Annotated in this window: 17 protein-coding genes and 2 tRNA genes; 7 read left to right on the forward strand and 12 right to left on the reverse strand. The window is 43.5% G+C overall.

Going from position 1 to position 22,513, the window contains the following annotated elements:
• Positions 1 to 67: 67 nt before the first annotated feature.
• A complete protein-coding gene (locus H4W00_RS11050; protein WP_209958200.1) occupies positions 68 to 1,375 on the reverse strand; it encodes an ATP phosphoribosyltransferase regulatory subunit in 1,308 nt (435 codons plus the stop codon).
• Between the two features lie 527 nt (positions 1,376 to 1,902).
• On the opposite strand from H4W00_RS11050, the gene H4W00_RS11055 reads away from it, so the two are divergent.
• Together H4W00_RS11055 and corA are read left to right on the forward strand one after the other, a co-directional pair.
• Positions 1,903 to 2,292 carry a DUF2237 family protein gene (locus tag H4W00_RS11055; protein WP_209958203.1) on the forward strand — a complete coding sequence of 130 codons (390 nt, stop codon included), beginning with the start codon at positions 1,903 to 1,905 and terminating at the stop codon, positions 2,290 to 2,292.
• A gap of 176 nt (positions 2,293 to 2,468) precedes the next feature.
• On the forward strand, positions 2,469 to 3,680 hold the full coding sequence (corA, locus tag H4W00_RS11060; protein WP_209958205.1) for a magnesium/cobalt transporter CorA: 1,212 nt from the start codon (positions 2,469 to 2,471) through the stop codon (positions 3,678 to 3,680).
• A gap of 145 nt (positions 3,681 to 3,825) precedes the next feature.
• Here corA and H4W00_RS11065 read toward each other — a convergent pair whose 3' ends face one another.
• The 6 genes from H4W00_RS11065 to msrB form a co-directional block, all read right to left on the reverse strand.
• Positions 3,826 to 4,467, reverse strand: a complete 642-nt coding sequence (locus H4W00_RS11065; protein ID WP_327193106.1) for a phosphate-starvation-inducible protein PsiE — start codon at positions 4,465 to 4,467, stop codon at positions 3,826 to 3,828.
• On the reverse strand, positions 4,467 to 5,372 hold the full coding sequence (folD, locus tag H4W00_RS11070) for a bifunctional methylenetetrahydrofolate dehydrogenase/methenyltetrahydrofolate cyclohydrolase FolD (RefSeq protein WP_209958207.1): 906 nt from the start codon (positions 5,370 to 5,372) through the stop codon (positions 4,467 to 4,469). Before folD ends, H4W00_RS11065 begins: the two co-directional genes overlap by 1 nt.
• 551 nt (positions 5,373 to 5,923) lie before the next feature.
• Positions 5,924 to 6,000 (reverse strand) — tRNA-Asp (locus H4W00_RS11075).
• Between the two features lie 38 nt (positions 6,001 to 6,038).
• Positions 6,039 to 6,114, reverse strand: a tRNA-Val gene (locus H4W00_RS11080).
• A 423-nt stretch (positions 6,115 to 6,537) separates the two neighbouring features.
• On the reverse strand, positions 6,538 to 7,032 hold the full coding sequence (locus H4W00_RS11085; protein ID WP_209958209.1) for a glutathione peroxidase: 495 nt from the start codon (positions 7,030 to 7,032) through the stop codon (positions 6,538 to 6,540).
• A gap of 219 nt (positions 7,033 to 7,251) precedes the next feature.
• Positions 7,252 to 7,677, reverse strand: a complete 426-nt coding sequence (gene msrB / locus H4W00_RS11090; protein WP_209958211.1) for a peptide-methionine (R)-S-oxide reductase MsrB — start codon at positions 7,675 to 7,677, stop codon at positions 7,252 to 7,254.
• Positions 7,678 to 8,212: 535 nt separating this feature from the next.
• On the opposite strand from msrB, the gene H4W00_RS11095 reads away from it, so the two are divergent.
• Positions 8,213 to 9,889, forward strand: a complete 1,677-nt coding sequence (locus H4W00_RS11095; RefSeq protein WP_334684960.1) for an aminotransferase class I/II-fold pyridoxal phosphate-dependent enzyme — start codon at positions 8,213 to 8,215, stop codon at positions 9,887 to 9,889.
• A gap of 210 nt (positions 9,890 to 10,099) precedes the next feature.
• Here H4W00_RS11095 and H4W00_RS11100 read toward each other — a convergent pair whose 3' ends face one another.
• Both H4W00_RS11100 and H4W00_RS11105 read right to left on the reverse strand, forming a co-directional pair.
• Entirely contained in the window at positions 10,100 to 11,707 is a 1,608-nt protein-coding gene (locus H4W00_RS11100; protein ID WP_209958214.1) for an inorganic phosphate transporter, read from the reverse strand.
• A 758-nt stretch (positions 11,708 to 12,465) separates the two neighbouring features.
• Complete coding sequence (locus tag H4W00_RS11105) at positions 12,466 to 14,175, reverse strand: ATPase (RefSeq protein WP_209958216.1); 1,710 nt, start codon at positions 14,173 to 14,175, stop codon at positions 12,466 to 12,468.
• 376 nt (positions 14,176 to 14,551) lie between these two features.
• Here H4W00_RS11105 and H4W00_RS11110 point away from each other — a divergent pair, with 376 nt between their 5' ends.
• The 4 genes from H4W00_RS11110 to H4W00_RS11125 all read left to right on the forward strand — a co-directional run bounded on the left by H4W00_RS11110 (position 14,552) and on the right by H4W00_RS11125 (position 19,035).
• Positions 14,552 to 15,265 carry an FFLEELY motif protein gene (locus H4W00_RS11110; RefSeq protein WP_209958219.1) on the forward strand — a complete coding sequence of 238 codons (714 nt, stop codon included), beginning with the start codon at positions 14,552 to 14,554 and terminating at the stop codon, positions 15,263 to 15,265.
• A gap of 357 nt (positions 15,266 to 15,622) precedes the next feature.
• Entirely contained in the window at positions 15,623 to 16,486 is an 864-nt protein-coding gene (ubiE, locus tag H4W00_RS11115) for a bifunctional demethylmenaquinone methyltransferase/2-methoxy-6-polyprenyl-1,4-benzoquinol methylase UbiE (RefSeq protein WP_209959209.1), read from the forward strand.
• Positions 16,487 to 16,586: 100 nt separating this feature from the next.
• Positions 16,587 to 17,285, forward strand: coding sequence for a ubiquinone biosynthesis accessory factor UbiJ (locus H4W00_RS11120; protein WP_209958221.1), 699 nt, complete (start codon positions 16,587 to 16,589; stop codon positions 17,283 to 17,285).
• Positions 17,286 to 17,373: 88 nt separating this feature from the next.
• Positions 17,374 to 19,035: an ABC1 kinase family protein gene (locus H4W00_RS11125; protein WP_209958223.1), complete on the forward strand. Its 1,662-nt coding sequence runs from the start codon at positions 17,374 to 17,376 to the stop codon at positions 19,033 to 19,035.
• A gap of 72 nt (positions 19,036 to 19,107) precedes the next feature.
• On the opposite strand, the gene ruvB is transcribed toward H4W00_RS11125, so the two are convergent.
• From ruvB to fba, 3 genes are all read right to left on the reverse strand, one after another.
• Positions 19,108 to 20,088 (reverse strand): Holliday junction branch migration DNA helicase RuvB, encoded by a 981-nt coding sequence (ruvB, locus tag H4W00_RS11130; RefSeq protein ID WP_209958226.1) that lies wholly within the window; start codon positions 20,086 to 20,088, stop codon positions 19,108 to 19,110.
• 204 nt (positions 20,089 to 20,292) lie between these two features.
• Positions 20,293 to 20,913 (reverse strand): Holliday junction branch migration protein RuvA, encoded by a 621-nt coding sequence (gene ruvA / locus H4W00_RS11135; protein WP_209958228.1) that lies wholly within the window; start codon positions 20,911 to 20,913, stop codon positions 20,293 to 20,295.
• Positions 20,914 to 21,148: 235 nt separating this feature from the next.
• Positions 21,149 to 22,186, reverse strand: coding sequence for a class II fructose-bisphosphate aldolase (fba, locus tag H4W00_RS11140; protein WP_209958230.1), 1,038 nt, complete (start codon positions 22,184 to 22,186; stop codon positions 21,149 to 21,151).
• Positions 22,187 to 22,513 lie beyond the last annotated feature (327 nt).

Consider the following 22,513-nt stretch of genomic DNA (forward strand, 5'->3'; position numbering starts at 1 on the left):
AAAAATAATACTGTGCTTTAACGATAATAAATCTTGATTGTAAACTACTTATATAAGCAGCTTTTAACTAAACGGCTTTTAACTGCCACTGCTGATCAATAAGACTCAAACGATGTGTGAGATCTACAGGGCAATCGTGAACGTCTAGTGGCATGGTGACCTGATAGCCTTGCTGACGTAAGCTGGCAACCTGCTGCTGCAATGCTTGAGTTTGCGCATTGTCTGCACTATTGATGGCCTCATAATCGACCACTACCACTGTCGGCTGATCAAGGTGAACATGAGCCAGTAAACGGCTCACATCCATACTGAAGCCAGTCGCAGCGCGCGGCTGTTTGCTATAGCTTTGCAAGCCATCAAAACGCCCACCACGTACTAACGGCTGAGTCTCGCTATTAATATAGCCATTAAACACAATACCCGTGTGATAGTGATAGCCTGAAAGCTCTGTGACATCGATGCTCACTTGACACTGCCATTGATCTTGCAAGTGTATTGTTAGACGTTGTAATTCATCGATAGCCTCGGCAATCAATAGGTCTTGCTGGGCGGTGTCTGACAGCTTAGTTAATAGCTGGGCCATATCATGACCAAAGCGTGCTAACACATAAAAATCATTACCCATTGGCAATGCTTGGCAGACACTCTTTAGTTCTGGCAAATTCTTATTAGCATATAAATGCATCAACTGCTCAGTGTCATCATCTGACAGCTGGGCCAATACTGCTAGGCGTTTAAATATGGCCACATGACCTAAATCCACATGCAGCGCAGCGCTCATGTTTAAGCTATCTATCATTGCAAATAACACATCTATCAGTTCAATATCGGCGCTAAGTGAGGCGCAACCAAATATCTCGGCGCCCAACTGTAATGGCGTACGCGAGCCAAATAAACCTGATGGTAAGGTATGAATAACATCGCCAGCATAGCAATAACGCGCAATGCCCGTGCCACCATGATGCGAATCTATACGTAAAATCTGTGGGGTAATATCAGCGCGCACGCCCATCAAGCGACCACTAAGCTGATCGATAATTTTAAAAGTTTGTCGCTTCAAATCTTCGGAGGCATTACTTAATAATGACTCAGTAAATTCAATCATTGGCGGGCAAACCAACTGATAACCATAAGTAATCAGCTGCTGAGTAAGTCGGTGACGTAGCACTTCTTGCTTTTGAGCATCGTCAAACAATACATCAACCACACCATCAGGGAGCAACCAACTATTGGCAACTTCGGCAGCAAAATTACTCAGATAAGGAAGACGATTGGGTACGGTACTATTATCAGCATACTCATTAGCCATAGCAGTAGCGGCTTTATGCGTAGCATTCGATGGGGCGGCGTTAGCGGAATCAGAACTGACAGACACAATAAATCCTTGTTTGGCGTATCGCTTACCAAAAAACGCAGTATTATAGGGTTATATTTATGATTAGATCACTACTAATGAGTACGTTATTTTTTTTAGCGCACAACACCACAGGCCTAATTATCATAAACAAACTAGGTAACACCCAGAGGGTGAGTAATAAATATTAATATAAGACTAGATTAAGATGATAAAACAACTGTATTAATGCGATAAATAATCAAGGCACTTCATATTCAAGTTTAGCATAGCAGCTAAGTTTCGCCTAGTCACAATTAGCGCTAATGTTTAACTGAATCGTTACTCACCATCAGCTCAATTGACTAACATTAGCACTATTTACTCACAGTGATTAACTGATTTTTGAACATTCATTAAAATATGCATTTGATAGTCATATAGCGTTTATAAGACAATTAGCAAACGGTGTAGCACTTATCTATAACGGTCACTACCGGTACTATTTGGACTACGTCTTCATCGCAAACTCATGTTACACTAACGCATAATTTTATCTTGGAAGCCTTATGTCATCTGACTACCATCCCAATCCCGCTATCAACCAAACCAACGTGCTAGGTACTGAACTGGCCAGCTGTTGCTTCGACCCTATCACTGGCTATTACCGTAACGGTTTTTGTCATACCGGTAACCACGATGTCGGCCAACACACTGTTTGTGTCAAAATGACCAGTGCATTTTTAAACTTTTCGGCCAGTAATGGTAACGATTTGATTACCCCACTTCCGGAATATAACTTTCCTGGCTTGAAGCCTGGCGACTATTGGTGTATCTGCGCCCTACGTTGGGTTGAAGCGCTAGACTTCGATATTGCACCGAACATAAAGTTAGAAGCCTGTCACGAAAGCTTATTATCGTTAGTCGATATTGAGACTTTGAAACGTTACGCCCTATAAAGTTGTGCACTGCAATAAAATATAGGTGGTGGTTTAAAAGCACTTATTAATAACTTAACTTTTAGACAGTTATTTATATTGGACAGCCATTTATACTTAGTCATCGAAACAATGCTTGACTGTTTTTGTGGTGTTTACTTGTGATTATTTTTTATACTTAGCTTAAGGGAGGGTGTATGAATTACGATGACGACCAACTGGTCAAAACGACAGCTCGCATCACCCCTGAATCTAATGTCAACCATACCTATTCTGATAGGGATGATGAACGTTCATACCTCGATTACGACAGTTATATCTACGGTGATGCCGATGCGACACCCGAAGATACTATTGAGACTATGACTGTTTATGACCCGGACTCTGAACGCTATGAAGACATTGATGTGTCAAGTGCCGATGAGATCGTCAACTGCTATGCCTATTCTCGTAAAACTGGAGAGCAGCTTGACCAATTAGCACTTAGCGATGTCAGTAAAGCGCTAGCCAATAGTGGTCAGTTTATTTGGCTCGGTTTATACGACCCCAGTTTGCAAACTATCGCTAAAGTGCAAAGCGCATTTGATTTACATGAGTTAGCGATTGAAGATGCATTCGCTGATCATCAGCGCGCTAAAGTCGAAAACTATGACAACAATACGATATTCTTAGTCATACGTACTGCAAAACTTGAAGACAATATTATTCGCTACGGTACGACCGCGATATTTATGGGTAAAAACTATCTCATTACTATTCGTAATGGTCCGTCGAACTCCTACACGCCAGTGCGTGAACACTGTAACCGTCGCCCTGAAAAGCTACGAATGGGACCGATTTTTGTCTTGCACGCGATTCTTGACTTTATTGTCGATAATTATATGCCGGTTACCGATCGCTTAGGCAGCTACTTACGAGAGCAAGAACGCAATATTTTTACTTACGAGTTTAATAAAGAGACTCTAAAAAAGTTATATGAACTAAAGTCACAGCTGGTACATATGCGGGCGGTCATTTTACCGGTACAAGACATCTGTAGTTTTTTTATCAATCATCAAAAAAGTGACTTGGTCTCACCATTTTCTCATGCTGCCAAGCCTTACTTCCGTGACGTCAATGACCATTTATTGCACTCTTTAGATGCGATTAATGGACTTAATGAAATGCTCAGTGTGGTAATGAATACCTACTTAGCAATGGTTAATATGGGACAGAACGAAGTGGTACGTAAACTTGCCGCCTGGGCCGGTATCTTGGCGGTACCAACCGCCATAGCCGGTATTTATGGCATGAACTTTGACTTTATGCCTGAGCTACACTGGAAATTCTCTTACCTCGTCATTATGTTATTTATCGGCTCGTTATGTAGTTATTTATACTATAACTTTAAAAAACTGGGCTGGTTATAAGTGTCGATTAATTAATATAGGATTCAACTGACAGCCAAACAGCGCATAATTTCAGCACAAAAAAAGAGCTACCATTGTTAGCTCTTTTTTTGTGCATTTTTGGTGGTACCACTTCTTTATTGTGCCACATTACAAGCTTCAATCATCACTCACGACGATGTTTCGTACTATTATCAAGTGCCTCAGCGTTATCAGGAAGAAGCGGTTTGGTACGGTATTCTGCATGCTGACTGTCCAGATTGTCTTCTGTGTCCAGATTGTCTTCTGGACGACCAAACATTTTTGCTGTCCAAGTGAGTACTACAATAGAGACGCTCAATGCCATAATAGCCACAGAAATCGTTGCCAGCAACCACAGATGAAAGTAGTCTGATACCGCCTGCACATCAACAACCAAATGTCGTGACAAGGCCGTTATGGCAATGAATATCAAAAACTGTACCGGCAAACGATGAGTCTTGAAATAAATACCAATCATTGCTAGCAGTTCAAGATAAATGAATAACATTAGGATATCTTCTAAATCTGCTGAGCCTTTTTGGACAATCACGATAAACTCTTTGCCCGCGGTCCAGACCACCACCACACTAATCAAAAGTAAGATAATGTAATGGCATATATCGACAAACTCTCTGCCGATATGTTGTAGTCGCTCATGAATACCTACGTTTTTTTTAGCCATTTTAGAACCTGTCAACTTGGGCGTGGTCGGTTCAGCCTGAGACTCTGTCGCTTCAGGCTCCTGATTTTTATCTAATGGCAATTTCGGGTCGGATGAGTGACTCATTAGTCGATCATACTGACATCGAGACCGGCTGATTTTTCAGCAGCAGTGACCGTTTGGCGGATAAGAGTATTGATCGTCATCGGCCCCACACCGCCCGGTACTGGGGTATAGGCGCTAGCAATGTCCGACAAACCACACATTTCAATATCACCCACGCCGCCGTTATCAGTCGGGTGAAAGCCCGCATCAATGACCACAGCACCGGTTTTAATCCAGTCCGCTTTAATCAGTTCAGGCACACCTACTGCGCCAACGATAATGTCAGCACGCTTCACATGAGCAGCCAAATCTTGAGTTCTTGAATGACATATAGTCACGCTACAGTTCGAATTTAATAACATCATCGCCATTGGCTTACCTAAGATAGGACTACGGCCTACCACCACGGCTTCTTTACCCGCAAGCTCAATATTATAATGACTCAATAGATGCATAATGCCCTGTGGAGTACATGAGCCAAAGGCGGACTCTTGCATACTCATGCGCCCAAAGCCAAGGCAAGTTACCCCATCAACATCTTTTTTGGGGTCAATTTTCTCAAAACAAGCGCGTTCATTAACATGATCAGGTACCGGATGCTGCAGCAGGATACCGTGCACATCAGGGTTGTCATTCAGCTCATTTATCTTAGCTATAAGCTGCTCTGTAGTCGTACTATGCGGTAGCTCTACCTTAATGGATTTCATGCCAACCCGCTTACAGGCATTGCCTTTCATACGAACATAAGTCGCAGAGGCCGGATCTTCACCGACCAATATGGTCGCTAAGATTGGTGTCCGCCCCGTTTTGTCCTTAATAGCGTCCACTCGCGTGCGTAATTGCTGTTCTATCTGTGTAGCAAGTGCTTTGCCGTCCAAAACGGTGGCGGATCCTTCGGCAGTTGACGACTCTTTAGCAGTTGACATGATGACTCCAATAGAGGATAAGATAAAAAATAAAGACAGCGCGCAAATGTCTTACATGGCTGTCTTATCCTTAATGAGCGGTTGATTAAGCATCGTATTGTACCTGCCTAAACCCAAAAATCCTAGGATTCGCTATAACTTGATTGCTTGCTAAGACCTAACAAGGCAGAATAAAGCCAGTATACAACCACTACACTTAACCTTAGTTCTTGCTTGGCTCCAAAGTAATCGCAAATCCAATCAGTGCTTATGCAGCGATGTGTTATTCAGTTAACAGTGCATTAGGTTAGCTACTTTCTAGAGATGAGCTGTCGTTTCGTAACCATACTTTCTATAAATGTACTTTCCTAGATATGCTTTTATGAAGCCATATTACTGGCAGTAAGAGTCCGCAGTTAATGTCTAGTGTGTTAGTAACACGTCAAAAAACCAGTTATTGATCATTATTTTATAACAACCAACAGACACAAAAAAACCCCAAACAATCTAATGTCTGAGGCGAAACTTGCTTAAACTCAAAGTCTAAATTTGTTTTAACTTTTTACTAAATATGGCGCAGCGGACGGGACTCGAACCCGCGACCCCCGGCGTGACAGGCCGGTATTCTAACCAACTGAACTACCGCTGCTTAGGTCGTTTTAGCATGTTTTAACACTCGCTAAAGAGTGGTGGGTGATGACGGGTTCGAACCGCCGACATTCTGCGTGTAAGGCAGACGCTCTACCAACTGAGCTAATCACCCTGAGAAGCGTTAAAAAATTGCATTGCAATTTTAGCTTCGCAAGTGAAATTCTTTAAATAGAATTTCTTAAAGCGTAAATTAACGAAGCACCGCTTCGTCCGAGTGCAAGAGAATTTTCGTATCTGAAAATTCTAAAAGCTCAGCACCTACATAACGTAGATATTTATCCGCAAGTGAAATTCTTTAAATAGAATTTCTTAGAAGCTTTGCTATCTAAAGATGTCACACTCTAGAATCATAAAACTTCCAACAACCTAGAACTGTTTAAAGCCCCTTGCTGTGGGTGTGTATTATATACACTTACACCTGCCTGTCAAATATTATTTGCCTTTTAACAGGCTATTTTTCGTATTGTTACTGACTATACTGACAAGCAGTTGTTTTCGTTAAGTTTATATTTTTGTAGATCATAGTGGATATTTACTATTTATCAGCTGCTGCTGCTAGTGCCTGTTCGATATCACCCTTCATAGATTCAGGTTTAGTCGTTGATGCATAACGATCTATGACCTGTCCATCACTACCGACTAAAAATTTGCTGAAATTCCATTTAATACCGTCCGTTATTACCCCACCTTTTTGTTCCTTTAGCCAATTGAATATTGGATGGGCATCACTACCATTAACGTCTATTTTTGCCATCATAGGAAAACTTACGCCATAGTTCTTTTGGCAAAATTCGCCAATCTCGTCATTACTACCCGGATCTTGACCACCAAATTGGTTACAAGGAAAGCCAATGACTGTCACGCCTTGGTCTTTATACTCTTGGTGTAATGCTTCTAAGCCCTCAAACTGCGGGGTAAATCCACATTTGCTAGCGGTATTAACAATCAACAATACTTGACCTTGATAATCAGCAAATGCTTGCGATGTACCGTCCATACGTTCAGCTGTAAAATCGTAAATGCTACTCATAACTTATCCTTAGTTTATGATCTTCATCGTCTGATGAGGTGTTTTAAAAGCGTATTTAATTAGCGTTACTAGCCTAGATGATATTAATGCTAAGAGTTGGTAGAGAGATGTTATCAATCTCCCTACCAACTGCTGAATCACAATAGAAGCCGTCTCTACTTATTTACTTACTTAGTCACTCTTGCACTGACTTGTTATTGACGGGCTTTTATACTACCACTACTTTTCAGTTTTATCTAAATCTATAGAGACTGAGTTGATGCAATAGCGCATACCGGTGGTCTCTTGTGGGCCATCAGGGAAAACGTGACCTAGATGCGCACCGCAATTGCTACAGGTGACTTCGGTACGACGCATACCTAAAGAGTCGTCAACGTGCTCGTCGATAGCTTTGTTGTCGATACCTTGGTCAAAACTCGGCCAGCCACAACCGGCATCAAACTTGCTGCCAGCATCAAATAAGTTAGCGCCACAGCCTTTACAGCGATAGACACCCTCATCTTCAGTATCATTATAAACACCAGTAAATGGACGCTCTGTACCTTTCTCACGCATCACATGATATTCATCAGCACTCAGGCGCTGCTTCCAGTCCGCTTCGGTCAGTTGGGTAATCTCTTCTTTGCTAAGTTGGTTGTCTTGCATGATTGATCCTTATTTAATTATGTATTGTCTGATCTGCTATAACTTTTTTATCGTTATCATTAGTAATTTATGATAGCAATGCGCTCTATCTGTTGGTTTTTAACCAGTATTCAAGTGCTAGCGCCATCCTTTATTGTTGGCGTTGTATAGCGATATAGACAATTAAGATATAGCAATTGCTTTTGATTATGCAATAAATAGACGCTGATGTTTACCAAATCCACACGTGCCAGAATGAGTAGTAATATAGGCGGTAATATGAGTGCTAAGGCCCTGCTTAATAAGCAGTTAAGTACGACCATATAGTGGCAATAGTAAAGCTTATATGAGGGTTAGGCAAAGCGGTACTGAGAGCAATGCTGTTAGAACACACAGTTTTAATGCAAGTTTTTCTTGCATTAAAACTTATTGTAAAATACTTGCATTTCGCTACTCAATGCAATAATATCTTGCATTAGGTAATCGAGTTAACTTATTCGTTCAACACCATACTTATTGCAAAATTATTATATTAGAAAAGAAGGCTTGGATAATTATGGATAATGACCAACGCAAACAAACACAAGCCGAACGCTTAGTAAAACTACGCCGTGATAAAAGCCTTACCGCTGAGCAGTTGGCACAGGCCATGACAGAGGCTGGCGCGAAGGTCAGCCGAGGTGCTATCTCTAACTGGGAACGGGGTATCAATGGTATCGTCTCCTCAAAGCTGCCTACTCTTGCGCGCATATTGGGCTGCACTGAAGGCTATCTGTTACGCGGTGATCTTCATAATGACCTTGGTTATACTCTTGACGCTAATGCTAATACTGGTTTGAACACGCCTAACAGTGCAGAAAGTGACAACCTCACTCATGTCGTGCCAGCAGACACCCCTCTTAAGAACAAAAATCAGCCGCAAGCCAGTACTTTGGCAATAGCAGCTGACAACCGTAAAAACTCACAAAACAATACTATGGATAGTAACTCTATGAGTGCATTAAAAAAATCTGATAAATTACAGAACGTCTGCTATGACATCCGTGGTCCACTATTACAAACGGCCAATAAGATGGAAGCGGAGGGTCAGAAAATTTTAAAGCTCAATGTGGGCAACCCAGCTCCTTTTGGCTTTGAGGCACCACATGAGATTCTCCGCGATGTCGCTATGAACTTGCCTGAGGCCACTGGTTACTCAGACTCGCAAGGGATCTTTGCAGCGCGTAAAGCCGTGTTGCAATATTATCAAGCAAAAGGGCTACTGTCGGCAGTCGACGTACGTGACGTGTATTTGGGTAACGGCGTTTCTGAGCTGATTGTAATGACTATGCAGGCGCTAATGAATGATGGTGATGAAGTATTAATTCCCATGCCAGATTACCCGCTATGGACAGCAGCAGCTAACCTTGCGGGTGGTACAGCAGTGCATTATCGCTGTAATGAAGAAGACAATTGGCATCCTGACATCGAAGATATCAAGTCTAAAATTACCAGTAAAACCAAAGGTATTGTGGTCATAAATCCCAATAACCCCACAGGCGCGCTATACTCTGATGACATTCTCAAGCAAATTATCGAAGTGGCTATAGAGCATGACTTAATCATCATGGCTGATGAGATCTATGATCGGGTGTTATATGACGATATGGTTCATACCCCCATCAGTACCTTGACTGATGAGGTGCTGGTCTTATCCTATAACGGTCTATCAAAGTCGCACCGTATTGCTGGGTTCCGTGCCGGCTGGCTGATGGTATCGGGTAGAACACATCACGCTACCGACTTTATTGAAGGCTTAAATATGCTGGCCTCCATGCGCCTGTGTTCTAACGTACCCGGACAATATGCGATCCAAACGGCGATGGGTGGCTATCAAAGTATGAAAGACTTGACCTCAAAGAAGGGCCGTCTCCATAAGCAGCGTGAATTGGCTATCTCACGGCTGAATGCGATTCCAGGCATCTCTTGTACCATGCCCCAAGGTGCCTTCTATTGCTTTCCAAAAATGGACCCTAGCGTTTACCCTATCCAAGATGACATGCAGTTTATGATGGAATTATTACTCGAAGAAAAGGTCCTCATGGTGCAAGGTACCGGCTTTAACTGGAATGTGCCTGATCATTTCCGCGTGGTGTTCTTACCTAACTTACATGAGTTAGAAGATGCCATGGATCGCTTGGATCGCTTCTTTGCGAAAAAACGCCTGCAATTTGGTACGAACTCAGCTGCTTAGTCCGGATTCAGCTGTTTGGTAAGGGCTAAGTAATCGTTATTGAGGTCGAGATCTAACTCTAAACCTTATTAGCTTGTCCATAAAAAACGCTTATTGGTATATTACCAATAAGCGTTTTTTATGCTTTGTTCTGACCAGTGATGCTGTGCAGTGGCAACAATTTATAGTGACCAAAAAAGTCACTGTACTTTTAGCGAGCTACAAAGCCCGTTAGAAAATTTGTTTTAAGATTATATAGCTAACGGCGGACAACGAGGCTGCGACCGGTAAGGTGATTATCCATGCCAGCCCGATAGGCTTCATCAAGGCCCAATTGGTATCTCTATTAACGATACCAATGCCTAAAACGGCACCAACTAAGGTATGGGTACTTGATACCGGTAGACCCATGGTTGATGCGCCCATTACCACGGCAGCTGCTGCTAATTCGGCTGAAAAACCAGACGCTGGGTGCATCTTGGCCAAGTTAGTACCGACCGTCTGAATGACTTCTTTACCAATAAACCAAAGACCAACGATCAGCGCCACACCAAAGGTCAACATCACCGCTGGTGGTACCGCTGCCTGAGTCGCAATGGTATTGGTACGGATAACATCCATAATCGCAGCAAAAGGACCGACTGCGTTGGCAATATCATTCGAGCCATGACTGAACGCAAACGCTGATGCGGTAAATACTTGCATCCAGCTGAACATAATAAAAGTCGCTTTGGTAAGATCTTCTTTATGCTTACCGCGGATACTTTTGGTATAGATAAAGGTGGCAAGCCAAACCAGCGCACCCACCATGCCCATGAATAAGAAGCCATGCAAGGTCGTGAGATTACTATTGACGTTTTTGAGGCCTTTAAAGACCACTAACGAAGTCATGACCACCCCGCCCATAGCGGCAATAATAGGTACCCATTTTTTTAGTGCTTTTAAAGTATCGAGACCATTACGCTCATGTTCAATCTCATAAAGGTTTTTATAATAGTCGGTTTCTAAATCTTCAAGCGTACAATCATCATCTTTATAGATGTCCTGATCGCGCAGCATCGCTGAGGTATACGATAGTTGCAGAGACTCTGACAAGCCATCGAAGAATTCTTTATGGTCTTTCTTCAAAGTTCTCTTGTCTATTTTTAATTCAGCAATATGGGCTTCGGTCTTGTCATTATAGTCAATAATATTTTTCTTAATTTGTCCATAAAGTAAGTAGGCCAACACACCACCTAATAGTGGCGATAATACCCACGACATGGCAATTTGACCAATAGTTCCCCAGTTAACTGTCGATAATGCAGTCTCGGCACCACCCAAATCAAAACCTAAAACAATAGAACTACCGATTACACCACCGATGATGGCATGCGTTGTAGACACGGGTAAGCCTTTACGAGTGGCAAATAGTAGCCAAAATGCCGCCGCAATCAATGCAGAAAGCATCACATAAATAAATTGGTTGGGTGAGACCGCTAAACCGTCTAAGTCAACGATACCTTTGCGAATGGTATCAGTCACTTCACCACCGGCCAGCACTGCTCCTGACACTTCAAATATTGCCGCTATCACTAGTGCTTGGGGAATGGTCAAGGTTCCGGCACCTACTGAGGTACCAAAGGAGTTGGCGACGTCATTACCACCAATATTGAAGGCCATGAAAATACCAAACGCGGTGGCCATGACAAATAGCAGCGTTTGCTGATGCATGGTGTAATCAAGACCCCACCATAAGAAATAGCTGGTCATTGCAATCAGTAAAATGGCAAAAAATAGATTCATTTTCATAGTGCCAACTTGTTCGGCCGGCTCTGTAGAACTACTGCTAATACCCATAGGTTAATACGCCCTGCGTAAGCTTATTAAAAATTATGCGATTGATAACGTGGCTATTACCGGTACTATGTCGAGTATCTGACGACAAGACCATCTAAGCCGTATGATTTTTTCTAGCAATAATATGTTGAAATATGATATTAAAATACGATATTGAACTGAGCTTTTAAATTAAAAATTTGATTCTGATTCTATTTGAATGCAAGATAATACAGCCAGTACGGCAAGCGACATGTCATTAAGCCGCAAATCAAATGACCAAATCTTATGATTTAATCATCTTGCGGCTTAAATATTCTTGCGGCTGAAATATAGTATTATTGTGGCTTAAATATATAGTATGTGATGCTTTCAATCATGACGGGGTCATTTATAATCGCTAAAAGCTGGGACTTAATACCATTAACGATTGCCCGCTGTTATCACGCGCCTATTATATGAAATAAATGAACATAATGCATGATGATACTGCGAAATTTGTAACCGTAGCGGTATGGTTTTAATATTGCCCTAACAGCACACTGTTAGTTAGGCTTGATAAAAGAATAGTGCGCCTGATAGTGCGCCTGTTTGGCATCCGCCCTATTATGGTTATTTGTAGTGAATTGTCAAAGACAATCGTATCAATGATTGGTATTTAACGGTTCTGCACTTAACCATTGAAAATTTATAGTCAATTAAATCTAAAAGAGGATACCCGTAGCACACTGTTATGAACGACTCTCTTTTATTTTGAACTGACTATAGCTATTAGAACTCTAGACTTTAGAAGCTGCCGCTAACTGCTTAATAGCATGGTCTAGAACGTCTAGGCGTGCCTGACGCTTATCATTAGTCGCCACCACGCACCATGGTGCTGCTTTGGTATCGGTACGCGCCAACATATCAGCAGCAGATTGCACATAGTCTGACCACTTGTCACGATTGCGCCAGTCATCATCGGTGAGTTTAAACTGCTTGTGCGGGGTATCATGACGGTCTTCAAAGCGCTCTAGTTGCTGTTGTTTGTCAATAGCCAGCCAGTACTTAATCACTAGGGTTCCGGCTGCTGTCAGATCTGCCTCAAAACGATTAATTTCATCGTAAGCGCGCTGCCATTCATAATCATCCGCTAGCTGCTCGATGCGTTCAACCAAGACCCTGCCATACCAGGTGCGATCAAAGATGGCGATGCGACTAGGGCGATCGGCTTGCTCGTTGGGCAGCCGTGTCCAAAAGCGCCAGAGATACGAATGTTGACGCTCATAAAGCATGGGCGCACCAATATTATGAACCTGATATTCACGTGGATCGAGTGGTGCAACCAGCCTTTTGATGGCGCCGCCTTTGCCCGCAGCGTCCATACCTTCAAACGCAAAGACCACGTGGCGACCATCACGATTGCGTAGTAATTTAGCCAATTCAGCCTGTTTAATGCCTAATTGCTCGTGATAGTCTGATTTATTCAGATCAGGATCATCAATATTTTTTAAAGTTTTGGGTATCTTGACAGGCTCAAATCTTGATAACTTTTGAGTCCTTGGTCCTGGTTTCAGCTTATCGTCTGACTGTATATCACTGTCATTATACGCAGTAGTATCAGGCGCCGGCAGGCTGCTACTACTTAATAGCGCGGTTTGCATCGCCTGCAGCACTGCATGACAAAAACGGGTCGCAGCTTGTGACTTATCACCGCCATCAATAATGATCCAGTCATCTTGTTGCTGTAACAAGCTAGTAGCGACTTGATTGAATCGCTCTAAAACCTCAGCCTTATGCCAGTCAATCTGATATAAAAATTGTGGATCTGCCTTCTCTTCACTTAAACGTTCTTGCAAGGTCTCAACCTCAACATGAAACCAGCATTTTAATAGTTTGGTTTGATTGGCATCGAGATCACGTTCAAACGTTTGTAGTTCAATGAGTTGTTGTTGCAAATAGTCTTGCCACTCAGCAACAGGTAACGCTTGCCACTCATCCGTTGGCTTATCTTTAGACTTTTTACTCAACTTTCTATTCGTATCTTCATTTTCACTACTAGTTGCCATGTGCATGACGTTATGTATCAAATCGGCATACCAATTACCAAAATAAACCATAACGTCGCCGTGACGCGGCATGGCCTTGGTATGTGCTTGCCAGAGTGGTTGATAAGCCAACGGCGGATAACCAATGGTGGCCTCAACCTTTAGGAGGCGCGGATCCACCCATTGCCGCAGTTGCTTGACTGCGATACCCTTGCCGGCCTGCTCCATACCATTGACCAGCACCAATAAGCCAGTCGGTTTATTGCTGGTTGGCGGCGACTGTTGACGCGTTGCTTGTAGGGCATATTGCGCCGTCACCAGCGCTAGCTTGAGCGTGTCTTTATCCATTGAAAACTGGCTTAAAGGGTTAGGTATTAAGCGCTGATTAACTACCTGCTCGCTAAATTGTGCACTTACCGCTTGTGGCGGTGCTTGTTCGGTAGTATTATTTTTTTTAGGCATATCTAGACTCGCTATGTTGTCATCAAATGATATGGTTATTGAACACCCTAATCGAATACCCTGATCGAATCGCTTAATCACTTAATAATAGCACTCACTTGGTGAGTAAATAGTGCCGCTATGTAGCAGTTTGGCATTTGTATTGTGATTTATTTTCTTTTAAAGTGGTCACTATAATAGTGGTATGCGTTACTGGTTAAGCTTACCAACAGTTTTATATTATTATTGGCTATTTTTATACTATTACAGGTTATATTGTTACTATTACTTTTTAGATCATCACCAGCTATGTAACTGGCTTAATAAGCATGATTTTAAGACTAACGCTCTCAAAACCCAATGTTACCCACCGTTTATTTACACAGGATTCAACATCATGGCCGCTTTATCAGAGCTGCAACAACATTTGACGCGTTATTGGGCGCTACCTTATCACGAAGACGCTAAGCTAAGGGACATTCTCAATGGCGTGCAAACATGGCAACGGGCACGTATTCAACGTACCCATAGTGCGCTGTTTGAGCAGCCAAAAAACCAAGCTATGGCGAGTTACTTTCTCACTCAACTATATGGTGGTGAAGAGTTTAAGCAATTGGCTGAGCAGCTAGCCCGTATTCTCCCTAAAGCAAAAAAGCTTGAGCGTCTCGCCAAAGAGTCAGCATTAGAAACGGGCAGTATGGCCATTCAGGCGTCTATTTTAGCGATTGAATTGGATTTGCATTTGGCTGAGTGGTTGGTTGCTCACGATTTGTCAGTGGATGAAGAAAATATACTAATGGCTTATCGCACGGTTGATGAGTCGAGTGCGCGGCGCATCCAGATTAATAATCTCAAAGACGTCTGTTATCGTACCGATAAGTATCTCAACTCGTTTATGCTAAAAAAGGCTTTCGCTTTAGCCAAAGGTACCGCCTATCGTCATAACTATCAGCCACTATATGACTTTATTAATGCCGGCTTCATTGCTATGAAACCACTGGATAGCGTCAGCGAATTTATCGATTCTTTTTGCGAGCGTGAGCTGATGATTATTGACCAAGTACACGCGTCGGATAATGACGGCAAGACAGCCGCGTTTGGTGTATCATAACCTTATAATTTTAGTCTGATGACCATACAAAACAAGCAAACGGATGAACTAATGACTGACACTACAAATAACCATCTAAACGATAACTTAGACAGTACCCTAGATAATAACTTGGACAGTAACTTGAATAACAACTCAAATAAAAGTAGCGACCACGCTCCTCGCTACCCCAGCAGCAATGGTAATATCCAAGATAAATTGATTAGAGATAGTATTGCTCATAAGCAAAATATTACTGCCAAAGTGCTAGCACGTCAAACTCCTGCGTTTAATGCGGTAGCAGAAAATGATAGTGGTGCTGACTTTACTCAAGTTCAGGATCTACCAACTGGAACACCGCAAGGCCAACAAACCAGTATGCCAAGTGGCAGTAGTAATCCAAACAACACTAGTGACCTGCAAACGCAAGCTACTAGCGCACAAAAAGCCTTTCATCAACGTGATGATATTAATAATCCGCATACAGCAGACACTGATGGCGAAGAAGAAACCCACTTTGGCTATAAAACCGTTAACAAGGCTGAGAAACAAGCCCGTGTGGCTGATGTCTTTACCTCAGTGGCCAAAAAATACGACATTATGAATGACTTGATGTCTTTTGGTATTCACCGTTTATGGAAGCGTTATGCCATCAGCTTATCTGGCGTTCGTGCCGGCCAGCACGTGCTTGATATTGCTGGCGGTACGGGTGATTTAGCCAAGGTATTTAGCCGTGAAGTGGGTCGCAACGGTAAAGTGGTGCTCTCTGATATCAATGCGGCCATGTTAGAAGTTGGCCGTGAACGCTTGATTAACGCGGGCTGTAATAACGTTGACTTCGTATTAGCCAATGCCGAAACCCTAGCACCATTCGACGACAATAGCTTTGACTTGTTGACCATTAGCTTTGGCCTACGCAATGTCACGGATAAAGAGGCCGCATTGCGCGCGATGTATCGTGTGCTCAAACCAGGTGGTCGTTTATTAATCCTAGAGTTCTCAAAACCTATTTTTGAGCCGTTATCCAAGGCCTATGACCTATACTCGTTCACAGCCCTACCGATAATGGGTAAACTGGTTGCTAACGATTCAGAAAGCTATAAATATTTAGCCGAGTCCATTCGTATGCACCCTGATCAGCAGACTTTAAAGCAAATGATGACGCAAGCAGGATTTGAGAGCTGTGACTATCATAATCTGACCGCTGGAATTGTGGCCGTACATCGTGGCTTTAAAGCGTAACGTTGAAATATAGGCAGATAGTGCAAGATTGTCATAAACAACAGACCCTAATTGCATGTGTGCCCCATTTCCACATGCTTAAATAATATGCGAGTATTTTATGCTGACTGTATTACTTTTGGCCGGTGCCGAAAAGCTAATTAATATTGCCATTGCTAGTGATGAAATCACTCAAGCGGGCCTTGCCCCACTGGCTGGCAAAGTACTACGACTGAATATAGTCATGCCGGAGATTCACATCGATGTTTTATTCAATCACGAACGTCTGCGTTTTGAGCCGGTGACTACTGACGGTGTGTTTGAGCCAAACGGTAGCACTTTAGATGAACGCCAACGAGCGGGTTTTGATAACAGTCGTATAGGTCATAGTAGCCCTGACTGCATCATCACTGTCGACAATCCAGCCCAATTACTCAATCTAATGCGCGGCGCGGAAGGTAATTTGCCGATTGCGGGTGATTATAAAGTACTCATGCAGTTGAAACAGTTAATAGCTGGTTTTGACCCTGACATTGCTGGACAGCTTGAGCCCCTGATTGGCAGACCACTGGCCGGCCAATTACAGCTCCTTATCTCGCAGCTCAAAGGCAGTTTTCGCCACAGCGCCAAACGTGCCTTTGATGATGTGAGTGACTGGGCAAATGACGTGTCAGGAAATAGTGTGCCTGATCCGGCTGAAAAAGCGCAAGCAAATGATTTGAAGCAACAAATATTACAACTGCGCGCTGACGTTGAACGCGAAGAGGCCAGACTGGCTGCCATTAAGGCGGAACAGGCGCGTTTAAGACATCAACAATAGCCATAACCCACCCTCTTATTCGCGTATTTATCTAGAATATCTATACAGATTAACGATATAAAATAACCACTTAGAGTGTCTATCGCCTATGCTACTATCTCATCGCGCCCGTCTACTTGAGCTTTGGCGCATTGCCGCCAGCTACCGCATTGACACTCACTTTTCCGTTGAAGACGCGCCGCAGCTACAACCGCTTGCGCGCTTAATTCGTCTACACCCAGCAGCTTGGGGTAAAAAGCATCAGCCAAACGCGATTAAATATGCCTTAGAAGACATGGGCACCTTGTTTTTAAAGCTCGGGCAACTGCTCTCTACCCGTCGTGACCTGGTATCGCCTGAAATCATCACCCAGTTAATTCAGCTACAAGATAAAGTCAAACCCTTCGATGTTGATATTGCTATCACTCAAATTCAAGATTCTAAGCATGGCCTTGGTCAGTCTATTGACACTTTATTTGCCCGTTTTGACGTAAAGCCGTTAGCGGCAGCCTCGATTGCGCAAGTGCATACCGCCGCCCTAAACGATGGTCGTGAAGTGGTGGTAAAAGTCGTCCGTCCTGATATTCGCACCACCATTGTTGCAGACTTTGAGCTACTACGTGAACTGGCCAATTGGGTGTCGGCACGGGTAGAAGCGGCGCGCGCGATACATATCATTGCCATTGTCGAAGACTATCGGCAAGTAATGCTTAATGAGTTGGATTTAACACTTGAGGCAGAAAACACCACGCAGATGCGTAATAACTTCTTGGGTTCAGGCTTAATGTACGTCCCTGAAGTCTATGACGCTGCCAAAAATGTCATGGTGATGGAGCGTATTCAGGGCGTGCCAATTTCACAAACACAGATCTTTGACCAACTCGGTTATGATCGCGCTATTTTAGCCGAAAAAGGCTTAACTATATTTTTTACCCAAGTCTTTCGTGATAATTTCTTTCATGCCGATATGCATCCGGGCAATGTGTTCGTAGAGACTCCGCCAGTCACAGCGAACACCGCTGACATGGTGGCTGTTGATTTGGGACGTGAGCCACGCTACATCGGTCTTGATTGCGCCATTATGGGCACCTTATCAAAGGATGATCAGCTGATTGTAGCGCGGATGCTACTGGCAGTAATGAATAATAACTTTACCGCTGTGGTTGATATCGTCAGCCGCGCGGGCTGGATACCGCCCAATAGTAATAAGCATGCCTTGATGCGTGATATGAGCCGTACCGTTGGCCCTATGCTAAAGAAATCCATTAATGAGATAGACTTTGCCGGTGTGTTAATGCAAATTTTGGACATTGCTCGCCGTCATCATATGAGCATTCCACCGCAACTGATGCTGCTGCTCAAGACTTTGGTGCATGTCGAGGGACTGGGACGCGACCTATATCCCGATCTAGATATTTGGTCATTAGCCAAACCGATTTTAAGCAGCTGGATTAAAGAACAGCTGGATCCGATGCGTAATTTACAACAGCTACGCGCGCAGCTGCCGGAGATTTTATTGTCCGCGACCGATATTCCAAAGCTACTGGATCAAAGCTTGCAGAGCCTAGCCTCTCAAGGCTCACGCCAAGACAGTCAATTGCGTGAGATACAACAGATACGCGCTGATATGCTCAATGACCGACGCCGTGACTGGATAGCGCTAGCAGGATTTGGACTGTTCATTGCCATTGCCACCCAAGTGGTCGGTTGGCTCTCGCCAGTCTTTTATATTTTAGCGCTACTGATGGTAGTTTGGCGTATTTTGGGGTAATGAAAGCGGCTTAAAATGACTTGGTTTGTGAGAGCTGTTTGTATCCACATCTATAAATTAAGATGAATATTCTCACATCTGATCAATAGCCATCTGTGTCAACATCCGTCCACGCGCAGTACGCAGCACATAGCCTTGTTGTATAAGATAAGGTTCAATCACGTCCTCGAGCGTGCCACGATCTTCAGCCATGGCTGCTGCTACCGCCTCGACGCCAGCAGGACCACCATCAAAGCGTTCGTGCAAGATTTCAATATAACGCCGATCTAAATGGTCAAGACCACGCCGATCGACCGCTAGCATATCAAGAGCACTACCAGCAATATCGCTGTTGATCCGACCATCACCTCTTACTTGAGCATAATCACGCACACGGCGTAATAAGCGATTGGCAATCCTTGGTGTACCACGTGCCCGGCGAGCAATCTCGACCGCGCCATCCTCGCTCATCGTCACCCGCATCAGACGCGCAGCGCGACTGACAATAGTAGTCAAATCAGCTATATTATAAAATTCAAGACGCTGAACAATACCAAAACGATCTCGTAATGGCGAGGTTAATAATCCTGCTCGCGTGGTTGCTGCCACTAAGGTAAATGGTGGCAGATCAAGCTTGATAGAGCGAGCCGCCGGCCCTTCACCAATCATAATATCCAGCTGAAAATCTTCCATCGCAGGATAGAGTATCTCTTCGATTACTGGGCTCAAACGGTGAATTTCATCGATAAAAAGGATATCGCCCGCTTCCAAGTTGGTCAACATCGCGGCCAAGTCGCCTGCACGCTCTAGTACCGGTCCAGACGTAGAGCGTAGATTGCCGCCCATCTCGCGAGCGATAATATTGGCAAGGGTAGTCTTACCTAAGCCAGGAGGACCAAAGATAAGGGTATGATCCAGCGCTTCATCGCGCGCACGTGCCGCCTCAATAAAGACTTCCATTTGCTCGCGCACGACCGGCTGACCAATATACTCAGCTAGAGATGAGGGACGAATGTTGGCATCAGGAGCGTCACTTGCCCCTTCCAAAGGATTAATCAAGCGATCTTGTGTCATATATTTTATCGCTATAGTCAATGAAAAGTAATATCGATACATAACATACTGCTAGGTATAAGTTTTTCTTGCTTGCTGTGCCTACGCAGACAGAGGCTGCAAAAAGCGTATACCAGCAGTACCGTCGCGTTTTTAAGGTATTTTAACTATATATTAAAGGCAGAGACAATATACAGCAAAGCTTATAAAAATTGCGGGACTTACTTAAAAGCCAGAGAGCTGTTGAAGGGTGGCCTTTAATAGTCCCTGCGTGTCTTCAAAAACAGTCCCATTATTCTTGGCAGCTTTAATCGCTTGCTGGGCTTCTTTTTCTTTATAGCCCAAGCTAATTAGCGCGCCTTCTACTTCAGCAATAATACTGCTTTCGTGAGAAACCGGCGCTGATTGGGTAGCAAACTCCAAATTACTGTCATCGACTTCAATATTTTTGAGCTTGTCTTTTAGCTCAATTAATAAACGCTGAGCGGTTTTTTTACCGATACCTGGAATACGCATCAACGCCGTTTCTGAATCTTGCTCAACATGCATCTTTAACTCTGCAGCCGACATAGCCGACAGCATAGCCAGCGCCATTTTAGCGCCGACCCCATTGATCTTGATCAACTGTCGAAAGACGTCACGCTCTTTACGATCGATAAAGCCAAACAGCAGCTGCGCGTCTTCGCGGACATGTAAATGAGTCCAAATTCTCGCGGGCTCATCCACGCGTAACTGGCAAAACGAAGGCAATGGCAGCTCAACATCATAACCTACTCCAGAGGTGGTCATGATACAGGCAGTAGGTGCCATCAAATATTGCACCTGTCCAGTGATCAGTCCTATCATAATCATCACCTATCATAAATAATAAAATGAGCTGCTATAGTTGCTTCAGAATAAAAAATAGACGTCTGTAACAGCGTGCTACTGCTGCAAATCTTCTTACCTGCTGTTCGCAAGCGTGTCTCGAGACTACAAAAAATTTATACCAGTAACACTGTAACATTTTGAGATTCGATTCACTGTATTACGATAATCTACAGAGCTTCATGAACCAACTCAAGAGGTTCGCTACGTTAACTTACTGATAAAAATCAACCATGCTTTCGAGACTAATTGGGCGAATTTTATGTGCTTGACCCGCAGAGCCGAACGCTTCAAAACGATTGGTACAGATATCGGACATTGCCACCATTGAGGCTTTGAAGTACTTACGAGGATCAAAGTTGCTGGGGTTGTGCGCTAAATGCTGACGAATAGCAGCTGTTGACGCTAGACGTAGATCAGTATCGATGTTCACTTTGCGGACACCATGCTTAATCGCTTCCACGATTTGCTCAACTGGCACACCGTAAGTTTCGCCAATATCACCACCATATTCATTAATAATTTTTAGCCATTCTTGTGGCACTGACGAAGAGCCATGCATGACTAGGTGAGTATTTGGAATACGCGCATGAATCTCTTTTACCCGCTCAATAGATAAAATATCACCTGTCGGTGGACGGGTAAACTTATAGGCACCATGACTGGTACCAATAGCTATGGCTAAGGCATCAACGTTGGTGTCTTTTACAAACTGTTCTGCTTCGTCTGCACTGGTTAATAACTGCTCATGACCGAGCACGCCTTCTGCGCCAGAACCGTCTTCTTCGCCAGCCAAGCCAGTTTCCAGACTACCCAAACAACCAATCTCGCCTTCTACCGACACGCCGCAAGCATGCGAAAACTTAACCACTTCGCGAGTCACACTAGCATTGTAGTCATAATCCATTGGGGTTTTACCGTCTTCACCGAGTGAACCATCCATCATCACTGATGAAAAACCTAACTGGATTGAACGCTGGCAGACCGCAGGTGACATGCCATGGTCTTGATGCATCACTACCGGAATATGTGGCCATTCTTCAATAGCGGCGCTGATTAAGTGACGTAAAAAAGCCGACCCCGCATAACCGCGTGCGCCCGCGCTGGCTTGGACTATCACTGGTGAATCACAAGCATCGGCTGCCATCATGATCGCTCGCATCTGCTCTAGGTTATTGACGTTAAAAGCAGGAACACCGTAGCTGTGCTCAGCGGCATGATCTAAAAGTTGACGTAAAGAAATTAAGGCCATAACACGCTCTCTAGTTGAATTTTAAAAATAATTTTTGCACACAGGGTTTGCTAATGACTGTCTAAAAACACTGTTTAAAAATAGTTTTACGACTATAAGTCCATAAAAGATGCCATGATCTTTGATAGTCGTCAGTACGCAGTGATTATAACAAAACTACCTACTCTTCGCAGCTGTTACGGGGCTATTTATCTGTCTGAATCGTTCTCCATCACTTATAAGAGCTTCCATATAGTCAGTTCACAATAATCAGTTCAGAATAAAAGCCCAAGCCTGTTACCCTATCCTATAATAATTACAATATAAAACACAAAAAAGCCTTGGTAA

Origin of the sequence: Psychrobacter sp. PL19 (assembly GCF_017875835.1) — a bacterium.
Classification (GTDB): domain Bacteria; phylum Pseudomonadota; class Gammaproteobacteria; order Pseudomonadales; family Moraxellaceae; genus Psychrobacter.